Origin of the sequence: Pseudomonas sp. RL_5y_Pfl2_73 (genome assembly GCF_963970515.1) — a bacterium.
In the GTDB taxonomy this organism is placed as follows: Bacteria; Pseudomonadota; Gammaproteobacteria; order Pseudomonadales; family Pseudomonadaceae; genus Aquipseudomonas.
On sequence record NZ_CAXAPD010000015.1, the window covers coordinates 99,819 to 117,080 of the forward strand.

The following is a 17,262-nucleotide window of genomic DNA, read 5'->3' on the forward strand; positions in this document are numbered from 1 at the left end:
AAAAAGACAACGCCGGCCATGTACCCCTCACTCACGTCCTTAGCCCCCTGCGACCTCGACACCCTGCTGCGCAGCCTGCAGCCCATCGCCCCGCTGCTGGACACCCTCGCGGACGTGGTGTTTTTCATCAAGGACAAGCAGGCCCGCTACGCCTTCGTCAACCAGACCCTGGCCCGGCGCTGCGGTTTCAAACACAGCGCCGACCTGCTCGGCCTCAGCGCCGACCAGGTGTTCCCCGAGCGCTTCGGCCCGCTGTACACCGAACAGGATCGTCGGGTGCTGGCCAGCGGGCGGGAGTTGGCCGACCAGCTCGAACTGCATTTGTATTACGGTAACCAGCCCGTATGGTGCCTGACTCACAAGCTCGCCCTGCACGATCCAAATGGCCAGATCGTCGGCCTGGCCGGCATTTCCCGCGACCTGCAACTGCCGCAATCAAGCCATCCGGCGTTCCAAAAACTGGCGGCGGTGGAGGCCCACATCAAGCACCACTTCGCCCGCCCCATCAGCCTTGCCGAGCTGACCGCCATTGCCGAATTGTCGGTGGCGCAATTGGAGCGGCACTGCAAACGCATCTTCCAACTCACGCCGCGGCAGATGATTCACAAGGCACGACTGGAGGAAGCCTCGCGACTGTTACTCGACAACGACCTGCCAATCACCGAGATCGCCCTGCGCTGCGGTTACACCGACCACAGCGCCTTCAGCCGCCAGTTCCGGGCCCTGACCAGCCTGTCTCCCAGCCAATATCGCGTAAAACGACGCTGATCCTTGTTCCCTGATGGGGCGTCGGGCCCCGTGGTTGCTCCCATCTGTAACACGCCGCCCCAGCACCATCTCCTTGCCCTGCTTGTTAGCGCCCGGCATGAAAGCCTCTAGGCCAGCCCTGCGGTGGCATTGCTGCGGCTCTGCCAGAAACAGGCACGCCGATTGCTTATCTAATATCGTATACGAAATCCTTAATGTGATATTTCACCGCATTTATTCGACAGCGAGGCATTTATGAAAAACCCTGCATTGGCGGTCGCCCTCAGCATTGTCCTCAGCCCGCTTTTCATCGCCCACGCCCACGCCGACAAGCTCGATGAGATCATCGGCTCGGGCAAGCTGCGTTGCGCCGTGACGCTGGACTTCCCCCCGATGGGTTTTCGCGACGAAAGCAACAAACCGGCGGGCTTCGACGTGGACTATTGCAACGATCTGGCGAAGGTCCTCGGTGTAGATGCCCAAGTGGTGGAAACCCCGTTCTCCGACCGAATCCCCGCGCTGCTGTCCGGCCGCGCCGATGTCATCGTCGCCTCCACGTCTGACACCTTGGAGCGGGCCAAGACCGTGGGCTTGACCGTGCCCTACTTCGCCTTCCAGATGGTCGTGCTGACCCGCGACAACACCGGCATCAACAGCTACGCCGACCTCAAGGGCAAAGCCCTGGGCAACACCAGCAGCACCTACGAAGCCATCGCCCTGGAGAAGGACCAGAAGCGTTGGGGTAGCGGCAGCTTCCGCGCCTACCAATCGCAGAACGACACCTTGCTGGCGGTCGCCCAAGGGCACATCGATGCCACCGTGGCGACCAACACCGTGGCCGCCGCGACCCTCAAGTCGGGCAAGTACAAGGGCCTGAAGATCGCCGGTGACGCGCCCTACGTCATCGACTACGTGTCCCTCGGTGCCAAGCGTAGCGAATACGGTCTGCTCAACTACCTCAACCTGTTCGTCAACCAGCAGGTGCGCACCGGCCGCTACAACGAACTGTTCGTCAAATGGGTCGGCACCGACATTGCGCCGGCCAACCTGACCGTTCCCCAGGTCTATTACTGAGGATCGGCGCATGCCAAACACGCCTGTCCGTGTGAAAGGCCGCAGCCTGGTGGAAGGTGCCGCCCAGGGCGCCCTGCTGTTCGCCGAGGTGGGGCTGAGTTTCTGGGGCGGGGTCGATCCGGCCAGCGGCGAGGTCATCGACCGCCACCATCCCTTGAGTGGCCAGCGCCTGGCCGGGCGTGTGTTGGCCATTCCCAGCGGGCGCGGCTCCTGCACCGGCAGCAGCGTCTTGATGGAACTGATCAGCAACGGCCATGCACCCGCGGCCCTGGTGCTCGCCGAAGCCGATGAAATCCTGACCCTCGGCGTGCTGGTGGCGCAGGTGATTTTCCAGCGCTCGCTGCCGGTGGTGTGCGTGGGGCACGAGGCCTTCAATGGGCTGCGCGGCCAGGGTTTCGTGCGCCTGGAAGGCGACGTCCTGACACTGTTTGGCCACCCCCCAAACGACGGTTGGCAAGGTGCTGACACGACGCTTCAGCCGCCCACATCCTCGACCCTGGAACTGAGCGAACAGGACCGGGCGTTGCTCGACGGCAGCCACGGCAAGGCCGCCCAAGTGGCAATGCAAATCGTGCTGCGCATGGCCGATATCCAGGGCGCCACGCAACTGCTGGACGTGACCCAGGCCCACATCGACGGCTGCATCTACACCGGCCCGGCCAGCCTGCGCTTTGCCGAACAACTGGTGCAGTGGGGGGCGAAGGTACGTGTGCCCACCACCCTCAATTCCATCTCCGTGGACCAGCGTCGCTGGCGGGAACTGGGCGTCGATCCGGCCCTGGGCGAGCCGGCCAGTGCCCTGGGCGATGCCTACATGGCGATGGGCGCTCAACTGAGCTTCACCTGCGCCCCCTACCTGCTGGACACCGCGCCCAAGGCCGGCGAACAGATCGTCTGGGCCGAGTCCAACGCGGTGGTCTACGCCAACAGCGTGCTGGGCGCGCGCACGCAGAAGTACCCGGACTTCCTCGACATCTGCATCGCCCTGTGCGGACGGGCACCGTTGACCGGCTGCCATCTCGACGACCCGCGCAAGGCCCGGCTGATCGTCGACGTGCCGGCGCTGGGTCAGGTGGATGACAGTTTCTATCCACTGCTGGGCTATCACATCGGTAGCCTGGCGGGCCGGCGCATCCCGCTGATACGTGGGCTGGAACACGCCGCGCCCACCCTGGACGACCTCAAAGCCTTTGGTGCCGCGTTCGCCACCGCCAGCGCCGCGCCGTTGTTCCACATCGCCGGGGTAACGCCGGAAGCCCTCGACCCGGCCGATGTCCTGGAGAAGGACGTCACCTTGCCGCAGGAAAGCGTCGATACCGCCGGCCTGCTTGCCAGTTGGCGTGAGCTCAACAGTGCACGGGACAACTGGGTGGACGTGGTGTCCCTGGGTAACCCGCATTTCTCCCTCAGCGAATTCGCCGCCCTCGCGGCCTTGTGCGTGGGCCGGGTCAAGCATCCGTATGTGGTGCTGACGATCACCTGCGGCCGGACAGTGCTGGAGCAGGCCCGTAAAGCCGGGTATCTGGCTACCATCGAGACTTTCGGGGCGGTGCTGGTGACCGACACTTGCTGGTGCATGTTGGGCGAACCGGTGATCCCGCCCCACGCCACCACGCTGATGACCAACTCCGGTAAATACGCCCACTACGCACCGGGTCTGGTCGGGCGTGGGGTGCACTTTGCTGCCCTCGCCGATTGCGTCGAGGCCGCGTGCACCGCCACGACTCGCGGCCGGCCGCCGACATGGCTGCAACCCACCGCCCGCACCGGGAGCCCGACTTATGTTTGACTACAGCTTCCAATGGCGCCCGGCCTTGCGCGCCCTGCCTGACATGCTCGCCGGGGCCTGGGTGACGTTCGAGACCGCCGCGCTGTCGATGATTTTCGGTGTGCTGATCGCCCTGGTGCTGACGGTCATGCGCCAGACCCCGAATCGCGTGCTGCGGGGCGTAGGCGATGGCTGGGTGTCCATCGCCCGCAACACGCCCTCGCTGTTCCAGATCTACATCCTCTACTTCGGCCTCGGCTCCCTCGGGCTGCACGTCAGTTCCTGGCTGGCCTTGCTGGCCGGAATCACCTTCAACAACGCCGGCTACCTGGCGGAAAACTTTCGTGGCGGCCTCAAGGCCGTGCCCGGTACGCAAATGCGCGCCGCCCGCTCCTTGGGAATGAGCGCCTTCCAGGCGTACCGGATGATCATCGTCCCGCAACTGTTGCGCATCGTGTTCTACCCGTTGACCAACCAGATGGTCTGGGCGGTGCTGATGACGTCCCTGGGGGTGGTCGTCGGTCTGAACAACGACCTCACCGGTGTCACCCAGGAATACAACGTCAAGACCTTCCGCACCTTCGAATACTTCGCCCTCGCGGCGGTGCTGTATTACCTGATCGCCAAGCTGATCGTCGGGTTGGCCCGGCTGTTTTCCTGGCGCTTGTTTCGTTATTGAGGAGGGTGCGTCATGTTTTCAACAAGCCTCAGCGTTAACGACCTGCTGTATTTGCTCGAGGGGGCCTGGGTCACGCTGCAACTGACCGTATGGTCGATCCTGCTGGGCACCCTGGCCGGTCTGCTGTTCGGCCTGTTGCGGGCGTTGTTACCGCGGGCCAGCCTGCCCCTGGCCTGGGTATTAGATGCCTTTCGCAGCGTGCCACTGCTGATCCAGTTCGTGCTGTTCAACGCCCTCAAGAGCATCGTCGGGCTGAACCTCAGCGCCTTCGCCGTCGGCTGCATCGTCCTTGGCGTCTATGCCGCCGCTTACTTCACCGAAATCGTCCGCAGTGGTGTGCTCGCGGTGCCGTTGAGCACCCGCCGGGCCAGTCGGTCGCTGGGCCTGAGCTATGTGCAGGACCTGCGGTTCATCGTCCTGCCAGTTGCCACACGGGTGGCCTTTCCCGGCTGGCTGAACCTGGTGCTGGGCGTGATGAAAGACACCGCGCTGGTGATGTGGATCGGCATCGTCGAATTGTTGCGGGCATCGCAAACCATCGTCACGCGCATTCAGGAACCCCTGCTGGTGCTGTGCATCGCGGGCCTCATTTACTACGTCATGAGCCTGGTGGTCGCCCGCCTTGGCGCACGTCTGGAGAGAAGGTGGCAGGAAAATGATTGAGATCGAAAACGTGCACAAATCCTTCGGTGACCTGGAAGTGGTCAAGGGTGTGAGCCTGACCGTGGACAAGGGCGAAGTGGTGTCGATCATCGGCGGTTCCGGCTCCGGCAAGTCGACCCTGCTGATGTGCATCAACGGCCTGGAACCGATCCAGAAAGGCAGCATTCGCGTGGACGGCATCGAGGTCCATGACCGCGCCACCGACCTCAATCACCTGCGGCAGAAGATCGGCATCGTGTTCCAGCAGTGGAACGCCTTCCCCCACCTGAGCGTGCTGGAAAACGTGATGCTGGCGCCGCGCAAGGTGCTGGGCAAGAGCCAACAGGACGCCGAGGCGCTGGCGGTGCAACAGCTTGAGCATGTGGGCCTGGGAGACAAACTCAAGGCCTTCCCCGGCAAACTTTCCGGCGGCCAACAGCAACGCATGGCCATCGCCCGGGCGCTGGCGATGTCGCCGGACTACATGCTCTTCGACGAAGCCACCTCGGCCCTCGACCCGCAACTGGTGGGCGAAGTGCTGGACACCATGCGCATGCTCGCCGAAGACGGCATGACCATGGTGCTGGTGACCCACGAAATCCGCTTCGCCCGAGACGTGTCCGACCGCGTGGCGTTTTTTTGCAATGGCCAAGTCCATGAGATCGGGCCGCCGGACCAGGTGATTGGCAATCCGGTGCAGCCGCAGACGGCGGCGTTCCTCAAGTCGGTGAAATAGCCGATGGCCTCATCGCGAGCAAGCTCACTCCCACATTGGTTTTGTGTACACAGCCCAATCCATGTGTCCACCACAAAACCCTGTGGGAGCGAGCTTGCTCGCGCTGGGCTCTGTAGGCGCTGGCGAAGGCTCGGGCCGCGTTCGGACGATCTTTTGATCTTTCGCTTGAGACTCAAGTGGTCGCAGCCTCGTTGCACTCGACAGCTTCTACACAGCTCCTACAGGCAAAGCGGGAGCAGGCTTCCTCGCCACAAAAGCACTATCAAAACCGGAGATAACCCATGAGCAAACGCATCAACTGGAGCGGCGTCTTCCCTGCCGTCACCACCCAATTCAACGATGACTTTTCCATCAACCTGGAAAAAACCCACCAAGTGATTTCCAACGTCATTCGTGACGGTGTTTCCGGCCTGGTGGTCTGCGGCTCGGTGGGGGAAAACACTTCCTTAAGCGCCGAGGAAAAGATCGCCGTGACCGAAGTCGCGGTAGACGCTTCCCGTGGCCGCGTGCCGGTGATCTGCGGCGTGGCCGAATTCACCAGCGTGCAAGCCGCCAAGGTGGCCAACGCGGTGCGCAAGGTCGGCGTCGACGGGGTGATGTTGATGCCGGCGCTGGTCTATGGCTCCAAGCCATTCGAGACCGCCGAGCATTTCCGCTACGTGGCCCGGCATGCCGACGTGCCGTTGATGGTCTACAACAACCCGCCGATCTACAAGAATGACGTGACACCAGACATCCTGATTTCCCTGGCCGATTGCGACAACGTGGTGTGTTTCAAGGATTCCTCCGGTGACACCCGGCGCTTCATCGACGTGCGCAACGAAGTCGGCGACCGTTTTGTGTTGTTCGCAGGCCTCGATGACGTAGTGCTGGAAAGCCTCGCCGTGGGGGCCGAAGGTTGGGTCTCGGGCATGTCCAATGTGTTCCCGCAGGAAGGTGAGACCATTTTCCGTCTGGCCCGCGCCGGACGCTTCGCCGAAGCGCTGCCGATCTATGAATGGCTGATGCCGATCCTGCACCTGGACGCCCGCGCCGACCTGGTGCAATGCATCAAGCTGTGCGAAGCCATCGCCGGCCGTGGCAGCGCCCTCACCCGCCCACCCCGTCTGGCGCTGCCGGAAGCGGACCGGGTGTATGTGGAGCAGATCATGGCCAAGGCCATGGCCAATCGGCCGGTGTTGCCGGAGGTAGGGCTTTAAGGTCCGACCTAACCCGCAAGGCAGATGAAGTCCGCTCCCAAAGGGTTTTGTGGTGAATACACAAGAGTGAACCCATGCGACTCAACCTGTGGCGAGCCTGCTCGCGATAGCGGTCTGCCTGAGCCGGCTATGCTGGATGTGCCGACTCAATCGCGAGCAGGCTCGCTCCCACAGAGTATTGACGAGGCTTCCCATGAACTATTTCCTGGCCCAGGCCCTGAACAATCAATGGGCCAACCACAGGCTGCTCAGCGCCTGCGCGCAATTGAGCAAGGCCGAATACGACGCGCCGCGTACGGGGTTCTTCCCGTCCATACAAGCCACGCTTTGCCACATCCTGGAAGTGGACCGCTATTACCTCTGCGCCCTGGAAGGCGACCGCGACGGGCAGATAAAGGACTTTTCTGAAACCCTGGCCTTTGCCCAACTGAAGCAAAGCCAAACCCAAACCGATCAACGGCTGGTGGCGTTCTGCCAAGCCCTGCGGGAGAAAAACCTCGCCCGCTCCGTGGAGCTGGTGCGTGTCGACGGTGTGGTGCGCGAACGAATCGACCGGCTGCTGTTGCACCTGTTCGAACATCAGGTCCATCACCGCGGCCAGGTGCACTCGATGCTCAGTGGCGCCAGCATCAAGCCACCGCAGCTCGATGAGTTCTTCCTCGACTGCGACCGTACGTTTCGGCAGGAAGAAGAGCAGCAACTGCAACTCAACGAAAGGACCGTCTGGCAAGACTATCGGCCGGACTGAACGTCTCCCCTGGCCGAAAAAATGCGATGGCCGCTGCCGGCCATCGCCAATCGCCCACATCAGGCGCTCTCAGATCCGTGCGGGAGACACAATGATTTTCACGTTGTGCTCCTTGTTATTGACCAACTCCTCGAAGCCCTGGCCGACAATCTGCTCCAGCTGGATGCGTCCGGTCACCAGTGGGGAGATGTCCAGGCGTCCGTCGGCGATGAAGGCAATCACATCGGCGAACTCACCGTTGTAGGCCAGCGCGCCCAGCACTTGCTTCTCCGTGGAGACCAGCTCAAAGAAGTTGAACTCACTCGGTTCCTCGAAAATGCCCACCAACACACACTTGCCCGCCTTGCGGATCAGGTCGATGGCCAGTTTCGCGGTGTGCTTGTTACCGATGCATTCGAAACTGACATCGGCCCCCAGGCCAGCGGTCAGGCGCCGAACTTCGGCCAGGGCGTCGCATTCGTTCGGGTCGATCACATGGCTGGCCCCGACTTCCAGGGCCTTGGCCTTGCGCGCACCGGACATTTCCAAGGCAATCACCTGGGCCGCTCCGGCGGCCTTGGCGCACATGATGGTGCACAGGCCGATGGTGCCGGCGCCGACCACCACCACGTTCTGGCCCAGCAGGCTCCCGGCCTTTTTCACCGCATGCATGCCCACCGCCAAGGGCTCGATCAACGCACCGGCCTCGGCCGGGAAATCGGCGGGCAGTTTGTAAAGCAGGTTGGCGGGGACGTTGACCAGTTCGGCGAACGCACCGTTGTTCATCAGCCCGGTGAAGGCCAGGTTCTCGCAAATGTTGTAGAGCCCGTGGGTGCAGTAATAGCAGGTGCCGCAGTGCTGGCAGGCGTCCGCCGCCACTGGCTCACCGACAGTGAAGCCTTCGACGCCGGCGCCCAGTTCGACGATCTCGCCGCAGAACTCATGGCCGAGGATGCACTGGCCCTTGATCCCGGTCAGCGGGTGTGGCGCGTCCACCGGGATGAACACCGGCCCGGCCACGTATTCATGCAGGTCGGAGCCGCAGATGCCGCACCATTGCACGCGGATCTGCACCCAACCGGCGGGCGGCGAAACCGGCAGTGGCACGTCTTCGACGCGGATATCGTTGCGGCCATGCCAGACGGCGGCGCGCATACTGCGGGTCGGCGTGATTGAAACGTTCATAACGTTGTCTCCAGAAGTTTGTAGGGACGACGACGCATGTCGCCGTCCGCTTGATCAGTGCTGCTCAATGAACCCGAGGATCAGCCGGTTGACCTGCTCGGCCGCTTCCATCTGCACCATGTGGCCCTGGCCGGACAGCACCTCGACCTGGGCACTCAGCCCGTCGCTGTGGACCGCCGGGATGATCGCGTCATCGCTGCCCCAGATCACCAGAGTCGGTACGTGGCCGGTCTGCACCACCTCGCGCAAATCCACCTGTTGGCGGCCGTCGGCGAACAGCGTCGCTGACAGTTGCAGCAGCGCCACGTCCACGCCCTCCAGGCGCTTGTACTTGAGCATGTCGTCGAGCATCTGGCGGTTGACCAATTCGGCATTGGAAAACAGTTGCACCAGTTGCGGCTTGAGGGCGTTGCGGTTGGCCGCTTCGACAAAACCTTGCAGGTAGCTGCCGTTGATCTGCGCGCCCAGCCCAGCGCTGCCGATCAAGGTCAGCGACCGGACCCGCTGCGGCATCAGGCGTGCGACATTCAGCGATACCGCCCCCCCCATGGAATGCCCCACCAGATGCACAGCGTTGATGTCCAGATGATCGAGCAAGGCCAACACCACGCCGCTCAGTTCTTCCAGGTCGCCGCGTTGCAGGCTTTTCGAAGATTCGCCGTGGCCCGGCAGATCCAGCGCAATCACCCGACGCCCGGCGGCCAACGCCTCATGGTTGAAGAGCCAGTTGTTCAGGTCGCCGCCGAAACCATGCACCAGCAACAGTGGCGTGCCGCCCTCACCCCGCTCGAAATAGCGGATCACCCGGCCGTCCAACTCGACTTTCTGCGGTTTCGGCCCGCTGTCTTCATCGGCCGCATCGCCGGGCACGAACGTCGACTGAAACTGCTCAATGACCGCATCGATCTCGGCATCGCTGGCTTCACCGTCGACGACAATCCCGAGCAAGGCGCCGACCGCCAGGGTTTCGTCCTGGCGGGCAATCTGGCGGCGCAGGATTCCGGAAAACGGCGCTTCGACGCTGCTGGAGATTTTGTCGGTCTCTACATCCATCACTTCATCGCCCTTGGTGATGGCCTGGCCCTCCTCCTTGAGCCAGGCATCGACCCGGCCCTCGGTCATCGACAAGCCCCACTTGGGCATGGTCAGGGTATGAATCTGGCTCATCAGCGCTTGCTCCACTCGATCACGTTGAGCACGGCTTGTTCGATCTTCGCCGCGTCAGGGATGTACAGGTCTTCCAGGGCATCGGAAAACGGCACCGGGGTGTGCGGCGCGGTGACCATTTCAATCGGCGCCTTGAGTGCGCCAAAGGCTTTCTGCGCCACCAGCGCGGAAATATCGGTGGCCATGGAACAGCGTGGGTTGGCCTCGTCGATCACCACCAGGCGTCCGGTCTTCTCGACACTTTCCAGGATGCTGTCCTCGTCCAGCGGGCTGGTGGTGCGCAGGTCGATGACCTCGCAGTCGATGCCCCGCCCAGCCAGGTTGCGCGCCGCGTCCATCGCGGTGTTGACCATGCGCCCGTACGAGACCAGGGTCACGTCCTTGCCGTCGCGCAGGAAGTTGGCCTCGCCAAAGGGAATGGTATAGAGCTCTTCCGGCACCTCGCCCTGCATGCTGTAAAGCAACTTGTGCTCGCAGAAGATCACCGGGTCGTTGTCGCGGATCGCCTGGATCAGCAGGCCCTTGGCGTCGTAAGGCGATGACGGGCACACCACTTTGAGCCCCGGAATGTGCGTCCACAAGGACGTGAGCATCTGCGAATGCTGGGCGGCGGCGCGCAGGCCGGCGCCGACCATGGTGCGGATCACCAGGGGCGTGGAGGCCTTGCCGCCGAACATGTAGCGAAATTTCGCCGCCTGGTTGAGGATCTGGTCCAGGCAACACCCGGCAAAGTCGACGAACATCAGTTCGCACACCGGACGCACGCCGCAGGTGGCGGCTCCGACCGCCGCGCCGACATAACCGATTTCCGACAGCGGCGTGTCCAGCACGCGTCCGGGGAACTGGTCGTAAAGCCCCTTGGTAACGCCGAGCACGCCGCCCCAGGCGTCGTTTTCACCGGGCGCGCCGGCACCACCGGCCACGTCCTCACCCATGATGAAGACGCTGGTGTCGCGGCGCATTTCCTGGGCCAGGGCCTCGTTGATTGCCTGCTGATAGCTGATTTTTCTCGCCATGATGGAAGTCTCTATTGTTGTTATTCAGGGGGGCGTTCAGGGATAGCTGACGTAGACGTCGGTCAGCAGGTCCGCCGCGGAGGGCTTGGGATCGGATTTGGCCTTGTACACGGCGTTTTCAATCAGCATGTCCACGTCCTTGTCGATCTGGTCCAACTGCTCGGCGGTGAGTAAACCGGCCCGGGTGGTGCGCTCACGGAACTGCATCAGGCAATCCTGGTTCTCGCGAAAATGCTTGACCTCGTCGGGCGCCCGATAGGTTTGGGCGTCGCCCTCGAAGTGGCCGTAGTAGCGGGTCAGCTTGACCTCGATCAGCGACGGCCCTTCCCCGGCACGGGCGCGTTCGACGGCGGCTCCGGCGGCCTCATGCACAGCAAAGAAGTCAAAGCCATCCACCGTCACCCCGGGCATGCCGAACCCGGCCGCGCGGTCGGCGATGTGATCGCAGGCCACCGACCAATTGGAGGCGGTGGCTTCGGCGTAGCCATTGTTTTCGGCGATGAACAGGCACGGCAGGTTCCACACCGACGCCATGTTCATGGCCTCGAACACCGCGCCCTCGTTGGAGCCGCCGTCGCCGAAAAACACCACGGCGACGCTGTCGGTGCCCTTGAGCCGGGCCGCCAGCGCGGCGCCCACCACCAGCGGCGCGCCGGCACCGACAATGCCATTGGCGCCGAGCATGCCCTTCTCGAAGTCGGCGATGTGCATCGAACCGCCCTTGCCTTGGCAGACACCGGTTTTCTTGCCGTAGATCTCGGCCATCATCCCGTAGACATCCACGCCCTTGGCGATGCAATGGCCGTGACCACGGTGGTTGGACGCGATGCAATCGTCATCGCCCAGGTGGGCCATGACGCCGGCGGCCGAGGCTTCTTCGCCGGCATACAGGTGGACGAAACCGGGAATTTCGCCGGTGGCGAATTCCACGTGCAGGCGCTCTTCAAAGGCGCGGATGGTGCGCATCACCTGGTAGGCGTGCAGCAGTTGATCGTGGGTGAGCGGTGTCGACATTTTTATTCTCCTGGGGTGTCTTCTTGAAGATTCAGAGGGTGTTGCGGGTGTTCGCGGCCGATGGCCAGCAAACGGTGTTGCGCGGCGTAGGCCAGCACCGCGTTGACGTCGATGCTCAGCGGCCCCCCGGCATCAAGGGTGACCGTGGGCCGGTCCTGCGCGTTGAATTCGATTTCCCGTTCGCCATCCAGGGCCAGGGTGCCGCAGGAAAGGGACAGGCCGTGGGCGATGCCAGGTTCCAGGGGCCCGGCGGCGAGCACGCCACAGCCTTGCAGCAGCCCTGGCGCAAGCGGCACCAGCAGCGCTTCGGGTGATTGCGGGTCCAGGCGCATCCAGGCGCCACCCGGTGCCTGGCGTGACACCGCAAACCACAAGCCGCACAGCGCCGACAGGCCAATGGATTGCGGTTCGGCGAAGGTCACGAAGACTTCGGCCAGGTCCTGTGCGCGACTGATCGCCCGGGCGCCGACAAACCGCAGCGGCGACACGGCGACGTCCACCAGGGCGACTTCGCGCAAGCCACGTCCGGCATCGCAGACCAACAAGCGTTTGTTGCGGCGCAAGCCGATCTGGGCCGGTACCCGGCCACTGGCGTACAAGCCTCCGGCCAAACCGGCACTGGTGGCCTCGCGCAGTTCGGGAAAGGCGTTGTTGGTGCCGGTGGACAGCGTCAGCAACGGGATGTCCCCCACTTCGGCGGCCACCGCCTTGTGAGTGCCGTCGCCGCCAAGCACGGCGATCAGCGCCACCTCGCGCTCGGCCATCAGACGCGCGGCCCGGCGGGTGTCTTCGACGGTCTGGCGCAGGGTCAGGTCGAGAAACTCCAGGGCCGGCCAGTGACTGCGTCGGGCCTGGCGGCTGTGGCTGTTCTTCAGCACGGCGGCGGCCATGCCAATCATGTCGGTGGGCATCAACACCTGCTCGATGCCAGTGGCGCCGAAGGCGGCCAGCAAGCGCTGGATCACCGAGACCTTGTCAGTGCTGGAGAACAGCCCGGCATTGGCGGTCAGGCGCCGTACGTCACGGCCCGACGCGGGGTTGGCGATGATGCCCACGGTCAATGGCCGGCGACTCATGACGCCACCGTGGATGGGACAGACAAACAGCCTGGGCAGGAAACCATAGACACCTCGTTGTTATTATTGGATGCCCCGTCGGGCGGGCCCCAGAGGTAGAGCAAGGGCGGTGCCAGTTACAGGAAAAAACCCCGAAACGACCGGAACAGAGCGGTCCATCCGTGATTTTCGATGAACCTAACCGAGCCCCGGTGAGACGCCCCATGTCAGCCTGCACGAGGTTGCGGCGAGACACTGAGACGTGGCGTCTCACACCGCTCGAACAACCCGTCGAGCTTGTCTGCATCCGGCGAACGGCGCTTAATGTGCGCACAACGATAAGAAGCTGAATCGGAGGCCCCTATGCTTTCCGCTCACTCCCGGGCGCACGTGGATTGCGTCAGCCGCGTGGTGAAAAACGCGAACCAATTGCCACAACTGCCCGTCCCGGACCTGATCCTTGACTCCTGGCGCCGGTCCATGGAGCAACATCACCTGGACCCCGGTTCGCTGCAGGGTCCGCGCATCCTGTCCCAGGACGTGCTCAAGCAATGCCGTGAGCGCTCCGAGCTGTTCCTCAATATCGCCAGCGAAGAAGTGGCGCGCCTGCATGGCCGGGTCCGCGATGCCGACTACTGCGTGCTACTGACCGATGCCCAGGGCCAGACCATCGACTACCGAGTGGAAACCACGATTCGCAATGACTGCCGCAAGGCCGGGCTGTACCTGGGCACCTGTTGGTCGGAGGGCGAGGAAGGCACTTGCGGCGTGGCGGCGGTGCTCACGGCCAAGGCCCCGGTGACGGTGCACAAGCGCGACCATTTCCGAGCGGCGTTCATTGGCCTGACCTGCTCCGCCGCACCGGTCTTCGATCCCCAGGGTGAATTGCTCGGTGTGCTGGACGTCTCGGCGGTGCGCTCGCCGGATGATCGGCGCTCGCAGCACCTGATCCGGCAAATGGTGGTGCAGAGCGCCCGGGAGATCGAACAGGCGTTTTTCATGAGCAGCGCCCAGGGTTACTGGGTGCTGCGGGCCCATCGCAACGCCGGCTACGTCGACAGCCAGCCGGACTTCCTGTTCGCCTGGGACGATGACGGTTGCCTGCAAGCCTTGAACCCGGCCGCCCGCCAGTATCTGCTGCACCATTACGGGCAGTTGCCGCAACACATCGGCCAGGTGTTCGACCAGCAACTGCTGCACCGTGCCCGGGACGAAAGCCTCTGCTCGCTTGATCACGCCATGCACGGGCGTTTGAGCGCGCCACGCCAGCGGGCCAGCGCGCGTCCGCGGGTGGTGATGACCCCATTGGAAATCGATCCACGCCTGGCCGACAGCCTGCGCCTGGCGGTGCGGGTCAAAGATCGCAACCTGCCGGTGCTGATCCAGGGCGAAACCGGTTCCGGCAAGGAAGTGTTCGCCCGCCAGTTGCACCAGGCCAGCCAGCGCCGTGATCGCCCTTTCGTGGCGTTGAACTGCGCCGCTATTCCCGAAAGCCTGATCGAAAGCGAATTGTTCGGCTATGTCGCCGGCGCCTTCACCGGTGCCTCGGCCAAAGGCATGCAGGGCCTGTTGCAACAGGCCGATGGCGGCACCTTGTTCCTGGATGAAATCGGCGACATGCCGCTGGCCTTGCAGACCCGCCTGCTACGCGTTTTGGCCGAGGGTGAAGTGGCGCCACTGGGCGCGTCCCGCCGCAAGGCCGTGGACATCCAGGTGATCTGCGCCACCCACCGCGACCTGGAGACCCTGGTGACCGCCGGCGAGTTTCGCGAAGATTTGTATTTCCGCCTCGGCGGCGCGCGCTTCCAGCTGCCACCGTTGCGCGAACGCAGCGACCGGCTGGTGTTGATCAATCGAATTCTTGCCGAGGAGGCGGCGCTGTGCGGGGCAACAGTGCAATTGAGCAGCGCGGCCCTGGAATGCCTGCTCGGTTATCGCTGGCCGGGCAATGTGCGCCAGTTGCGCCATGTGCTGCGCTATGCGTGCGCGGTGTGCGAAGCCAACGTGGTCCAGCTCAGCCACCTGCCCGAGTCAATGCATCGCTCAGACGCCGCCGATCACGGGCCGGAGCCGAGCGCCAGCCCGGAACGCCAGGCACTGCTCGATGCCCTGGTGCGTCACCGCTGGAAACCCACCGCCGCCGCCCGGGCCCTGGGCATTTCCCGGGCGACCCTGTATCGACGGGTAAACCTGCATGGCATCGAGATGCCAGGCCGCAGCCCGGCCTGAGGGCCTATCGTCGTGCCCGTTCATGGCGGACACATTGTTCGTAGTAGGTCTGCTTGACCGCGACCGGCTTGAGACGCGAGGCGCTGTTGTAGGTCTGCTCGGTAATGCCCAGGGCGGTCATGCGCATCCAGGGTCGGGCAAACTTGCGCACTTGCAGCTTCTTGCGCGCACCGTACAGGCTGACGCCAGAAAGCTTCGACGCCTGCGCCCCTGCCGCGATGTCCGCCCCCCAGCGGCACACCGACTGCTGGTTTTGCGTCAGCGCCCGAGCCCGGGCCTCAAACGAGACGGCGGCCAGGAGAAATGTCGCTACGACCCACATAGAAATACGCATAGGTTTGTCGCCCAACTTTCTGAAAAGAAAGAAGTTTGACTGTATGTAACTGAGCAAGGGGCCAGCATTTTCACGCCATTCTCGAATTCTCATGCACGCCTGTGACGAAGGCGCTTGCTCCCGCTGGGTTTGCGTAGGAGCTGCCGAAGGCTGCGATCTTTTGATCTTTTGATCTTTCGCTTGAGGCTCAAGTGTCTAGGGGAAGATCGCAGCCTCGTTGCACTCGACAGCTCCTACACAGTTCCACACAGTTCCACACGGCTCCTTGACTCTGCGGGAGCACAGGGGTCATTGGCCCGTCTTTGCCTCCTGCAACAACCGTTGGATCACCTGTTCCTGTTCGCCATAGCGTCCTTCGCCAAAGTGGCTGTAGCGCACCTGCCCCTTGGCATCGATGAAGTAATGGGCCGGCCAATACTGGTTGTTGAAGGCGCGCCAGATCGCATACTGATTGTCGATCGCCACCGGGTAGTGGATGTCCAGCTTGCGCACCTGTTCGCGCACGTTGTCGATGATTTTCTCGTAGCCGTACTCCGGGGTGTGGACACCGATCACCACCAATCCGTCCTTTTCATACTTCTTCGCCCAACCGTTCACATAGGGCAAGGTGTGCTGGCAGTTGATGCAGTCGTAGGTCCAGAAGTCCACCAGCACCACCTTGCCCCTGAGTGATTCGCTGCTCAGCGGGGGTGAGTTCAACCACTGCACCGCACCGTCCAGCGAAGGCATGGCCCCCAGGGCGTCGAGGGTCGGCATGGCGCTTGCGCCAGCCTTGCTGACCACGTAATCGATGGCCTTGGGTACATTCTTGAGCAGGCTTTGCTCCAAGGTCGCAGCCCCTTGGGAAGAGGTACTGGCCAACAGACGATCATCGGCACCGGTGCCGATCGCCACGGCCGCCAGCAACACCAGCGCTCCCGTTCCCCGGCGCAACCAGGTGGTGATCGGCAGCGAGAGTTTCAGGCGTCCGACCAGTCCGCGCCCGGCCAGGATCAGCGTTCCCAAGGACAAGGCACTGCCCAGGCCGTAGGCGAGCAACAACAGGCTGGTTTGTGCGCTGGCGCCTTGCAGCATGGCCCCGGTCAGGATCACCCCGAGTATCGGTCCGGCGCACGGTGCCCAGAGCAGCCCGGTGGCGACCCCGATCAGCACTGAAGCCACAGGCCCGGCCATCCGCCCGGCGCCGGCGTCCAGGCGATTGCCCAGGCTGACCAGCGGCCGCGCCAACCAGGTGCCGACCCGACTGAAGATCAGTGACAAGGCAAACACCACCATCACCACCAAGGCGACTTGCCGGCCGACGCTGCTGGCTCGCAGCACCCACTCGCTGCTGACTACTGCCAGGCTGGCGACCAGGGCAAACGTCAGCACCATACCGCCAAGGGTCAGCAGCACCGAGCCACGGGAGCGATCGGCCCGGGCAAACAGAAACGGCACCACTGGAAGAATACAGGGGCTGAGGATCGTCAGGATCCCGCCGAGAAAAGCGATCAGAAGCATGGCAACACCTCAATATAAAAGGCTGACGTAAACCCCATGGCGAGGGAGCCTGCTCCCGCTGGGGCGTAGGAGCTGTCGAGTGCAACGAGGCTGCGATCTTTCCAAAAACACTTGAATCTCAAGCGAAAGATCAAAAGATCGCAGCCTCCGGCAGCTCCTACACACGCCCAGCGGGAGCACTCCCTCGTCA

Annotated in this window: 16 protein-coding genes; 9 read left to right on the forward strand and 7 right to left on the reverse strand. The window is 63.3% G+C overall.

The window, feature by feature from the left end; all coding sequences use genetic code 11:
* Positions 1-18: 18 nt before the first annotated feature.
* From AACY42_RS16420 to AACY42_RS16455, 8 genes are all read left to right on the forward strand, one after another.
* Positions 19-768 (forward strand): AraC family transcriptional regulator, encoded by a 750-nt coding sequence (locus AACY42_RS16420; protein WP_339480923.1) that lies wholly within the window; start codon positions 19-21, stop codon positions 766-768.
* Positions 769-1,002: 234 nt separating this feature from the next.
* Positions 1,003-1,821, forward strand: a complete 819-nt coding sequence (locus AACY42_RS16425; RefSeq protein ID WP_339480925.1) for an ABC transporter substrate-binding protein — start codon at positions 1,003-1,005, stop codon at positions 1,819-1,821.
* Between the two features lie 10 nt (positions 1,822-1,831).
* Positions 1,832-3,610 (forward strand): cis-3-hydroxy-L-proline dehydratase, encoded by a 1,779-nt coding sequence (gene lhpI, locus AACY42_RS16430; protein WP_339480927.1) that lies wholly within the window; start codon positions 1,832-1,834, stop codon positions 3,608-3,610.
* A complete protein-coding gene (locus AACY42_RS16435; protein ID WP_339480929.1) occupies positions 3,603-4,268 on the forward strand; it encodes an amino acid ABC transporter permease in 666 nt (221 codons plus the stop codon). The genes lhpI and AACY42_RS16435 overlap by 8 nt, the downstream gene beginning before the upstream one ends.
* Positions 4,269-4,280: 12 nt before the next feature.
* Entirely contained in the window at positions 4,281-4,931 is a 651-nt protein-coding gene (locus AACY42_RS16440) for an amino acid ABC transporter permease (protein ID WP_339480931.1), read from the forward strand.
* Positions 4,924-5,646 (forward strand): amino acid ABC transporter ATP-binding protein, encoded by a 723-nt coding sequence (locus AACY42_RS16445; RefSeq protein WP_339480933.1) that lies wholly within the window; start codon positions 4,924-4,926, stop codon positions 5,644-5,646. Before AACY42_RS16440 ends, AACY42_RS16445 begins: the two co-directional genes overlap by 8 nt.
* Before the next feature lie 281 nt (positions 5,647-5,927).
* Complete coding sequence (locus AACY42_RS16450; RefSeq protein WP_339480934.1) at positions 5,928-6,845, forward strand: dihydrodipicolinate synthase family protein; 918 nt, start codon at positions 5,928-5,930, stop codon at positions 6,843-6,845.
* Positions 6,846-7,038: 193 nt separating this feature from the next.
* On the forward strand, positions 7,039-7,593 hold the full coding sequence (locus AACY42_RS16455; protein ID WP_339480936.1) for a DinB family protein: 555 nt from the start codon (positions 7,039-7,041) through the stop codon (positions 7,591-7,593).
* Positions 7,594-7,662: 69 nt separating this feature from the next.
* Here the strand turns inward: AACY42_RS16455 and AACY42_RS16460 are convergent, their stop codons facing one another.
* The 5 genes from AACY42_RS16460 to AACY42_RS16480 all read right to left on the reverse strand — a co-directional run bounded on the left by AACY42_RS16460 (position 7,663) and on the right by AACY42_RS16480 (position 13,030).
* Positions 7,663-8,727 (reverse strand): 2,3-butanediol dehydrogenase, encoded by a 1,065-nt coding sequence (locus AACY42_RS16460; RefSeq protein ID WP_339480993.1) that lies wholly within the window; start codon positions 8,725-8,727, stop codon positions 7,663-7,665.
* A gap of 84 nt (positions 8,728-8,811) precedes the next feature.
* Positions 8,812-9,924 (reverse strand): acetoin dehydrogenase dihydrolipoyllysine-residue acetyltransferase subunit, encoded by a 1,113-nt coding sequence (locus tag AACY42_RS16465; protein ID WP_339480938.1) that lies wholly within the window; start codon positions 9,922-9,924, stop codon positions 8,812-8,814.
* Complete coding sequence (locus AACY42_RS16470) at positions 9,924-10,940, reverse strand: alpha-ketoacid dehydrogenase subunit beta (RefSeq protein WP_339480940.1); 1,017 nt, start codon at positions 10,938-10,940, stop codon at positions 9,924-9,926. Before AACY42_RS16470 ends, AACY42_RS16465 begins: the two co-directional genes overlap by 1 nt.
* 36 nt (positions 10,941-10,976) lie before the next feature.
* Positions 10,977-11,954 (reverse strand): thiamine pyrophosphate-dependent dehydrogenase E1 component subunit alpha, encoded by a 978-nt coding sequence (locus AACY42_RS16475; RefSeq protein ID WP_339480942.1) that lies wholly within the window; start codon positions 11,952-11,954, stop codon positions 10,977-10,979.
* A 2-nt stretch (positions 11,955-11,956) separates the two neighbouring features.
* A complete protein-coding gene (locus AACY42_RS16480; RefSeq protein ID WP_339480944.1) occupies positions 11,957-13,030 on the reverse strand; it encodes an ATP-NAD kinase family protein in 1,074 nt (357 codons plus the stop codon).
* Positions 13,031-13,372: 342 nt separating this feature from the next.
* Between AACY42_RS16480 and AACY42_RS16485 the strand changes: the two genes are divergently transcribed.
* Positions 13,373-15,238, forward strand: a complete 1,866-nt coding sequence (locus tag AACY42_RS16485) for a sigma-54-dependent Fis family transcriptional regulator (protein WP_339480946.1) — start codon at positions 13,373-13,375, stop codon at positions 15,236-15,238.
* Between the two features lie 4 nt (positions 15,239-15,242).
* Here AACY42_RS16485 and AACY42_RS16490 read toward each other — a convergent pair whose 3' ends face one another.
* Both AACY42_RS16490 and AACY42_RS16495 read right to left on the reverse strand, forming a co-directional pair.
* Positions 15,243-15,572, reverse strand: a complete 330-nt coding sequence (locus AACY42_RS16490) for a hypothetical protein (RefSeq protein ID WP_339480948.1) — start codon at positions 15,570-15,572, stop codon at positions 15,243-15,245.
* Positions 15,573-15,860: 288 nt separating this feature from the next.
* On the reverse strand, positions 15,861-17,072 hold the full coding sequence (locus tag AACY42_RS16495; RefSeq protein ID WP_339480949.1) for a cytochrome c biogenesis protein DipZ: 1,212 nt from the start codon (positions 17,070-17,072) through the stop codon (positions 15,861-15,863).
* Between the last annotated feature and the right edge of the window lie 190 nt (positions 17,073-17,262).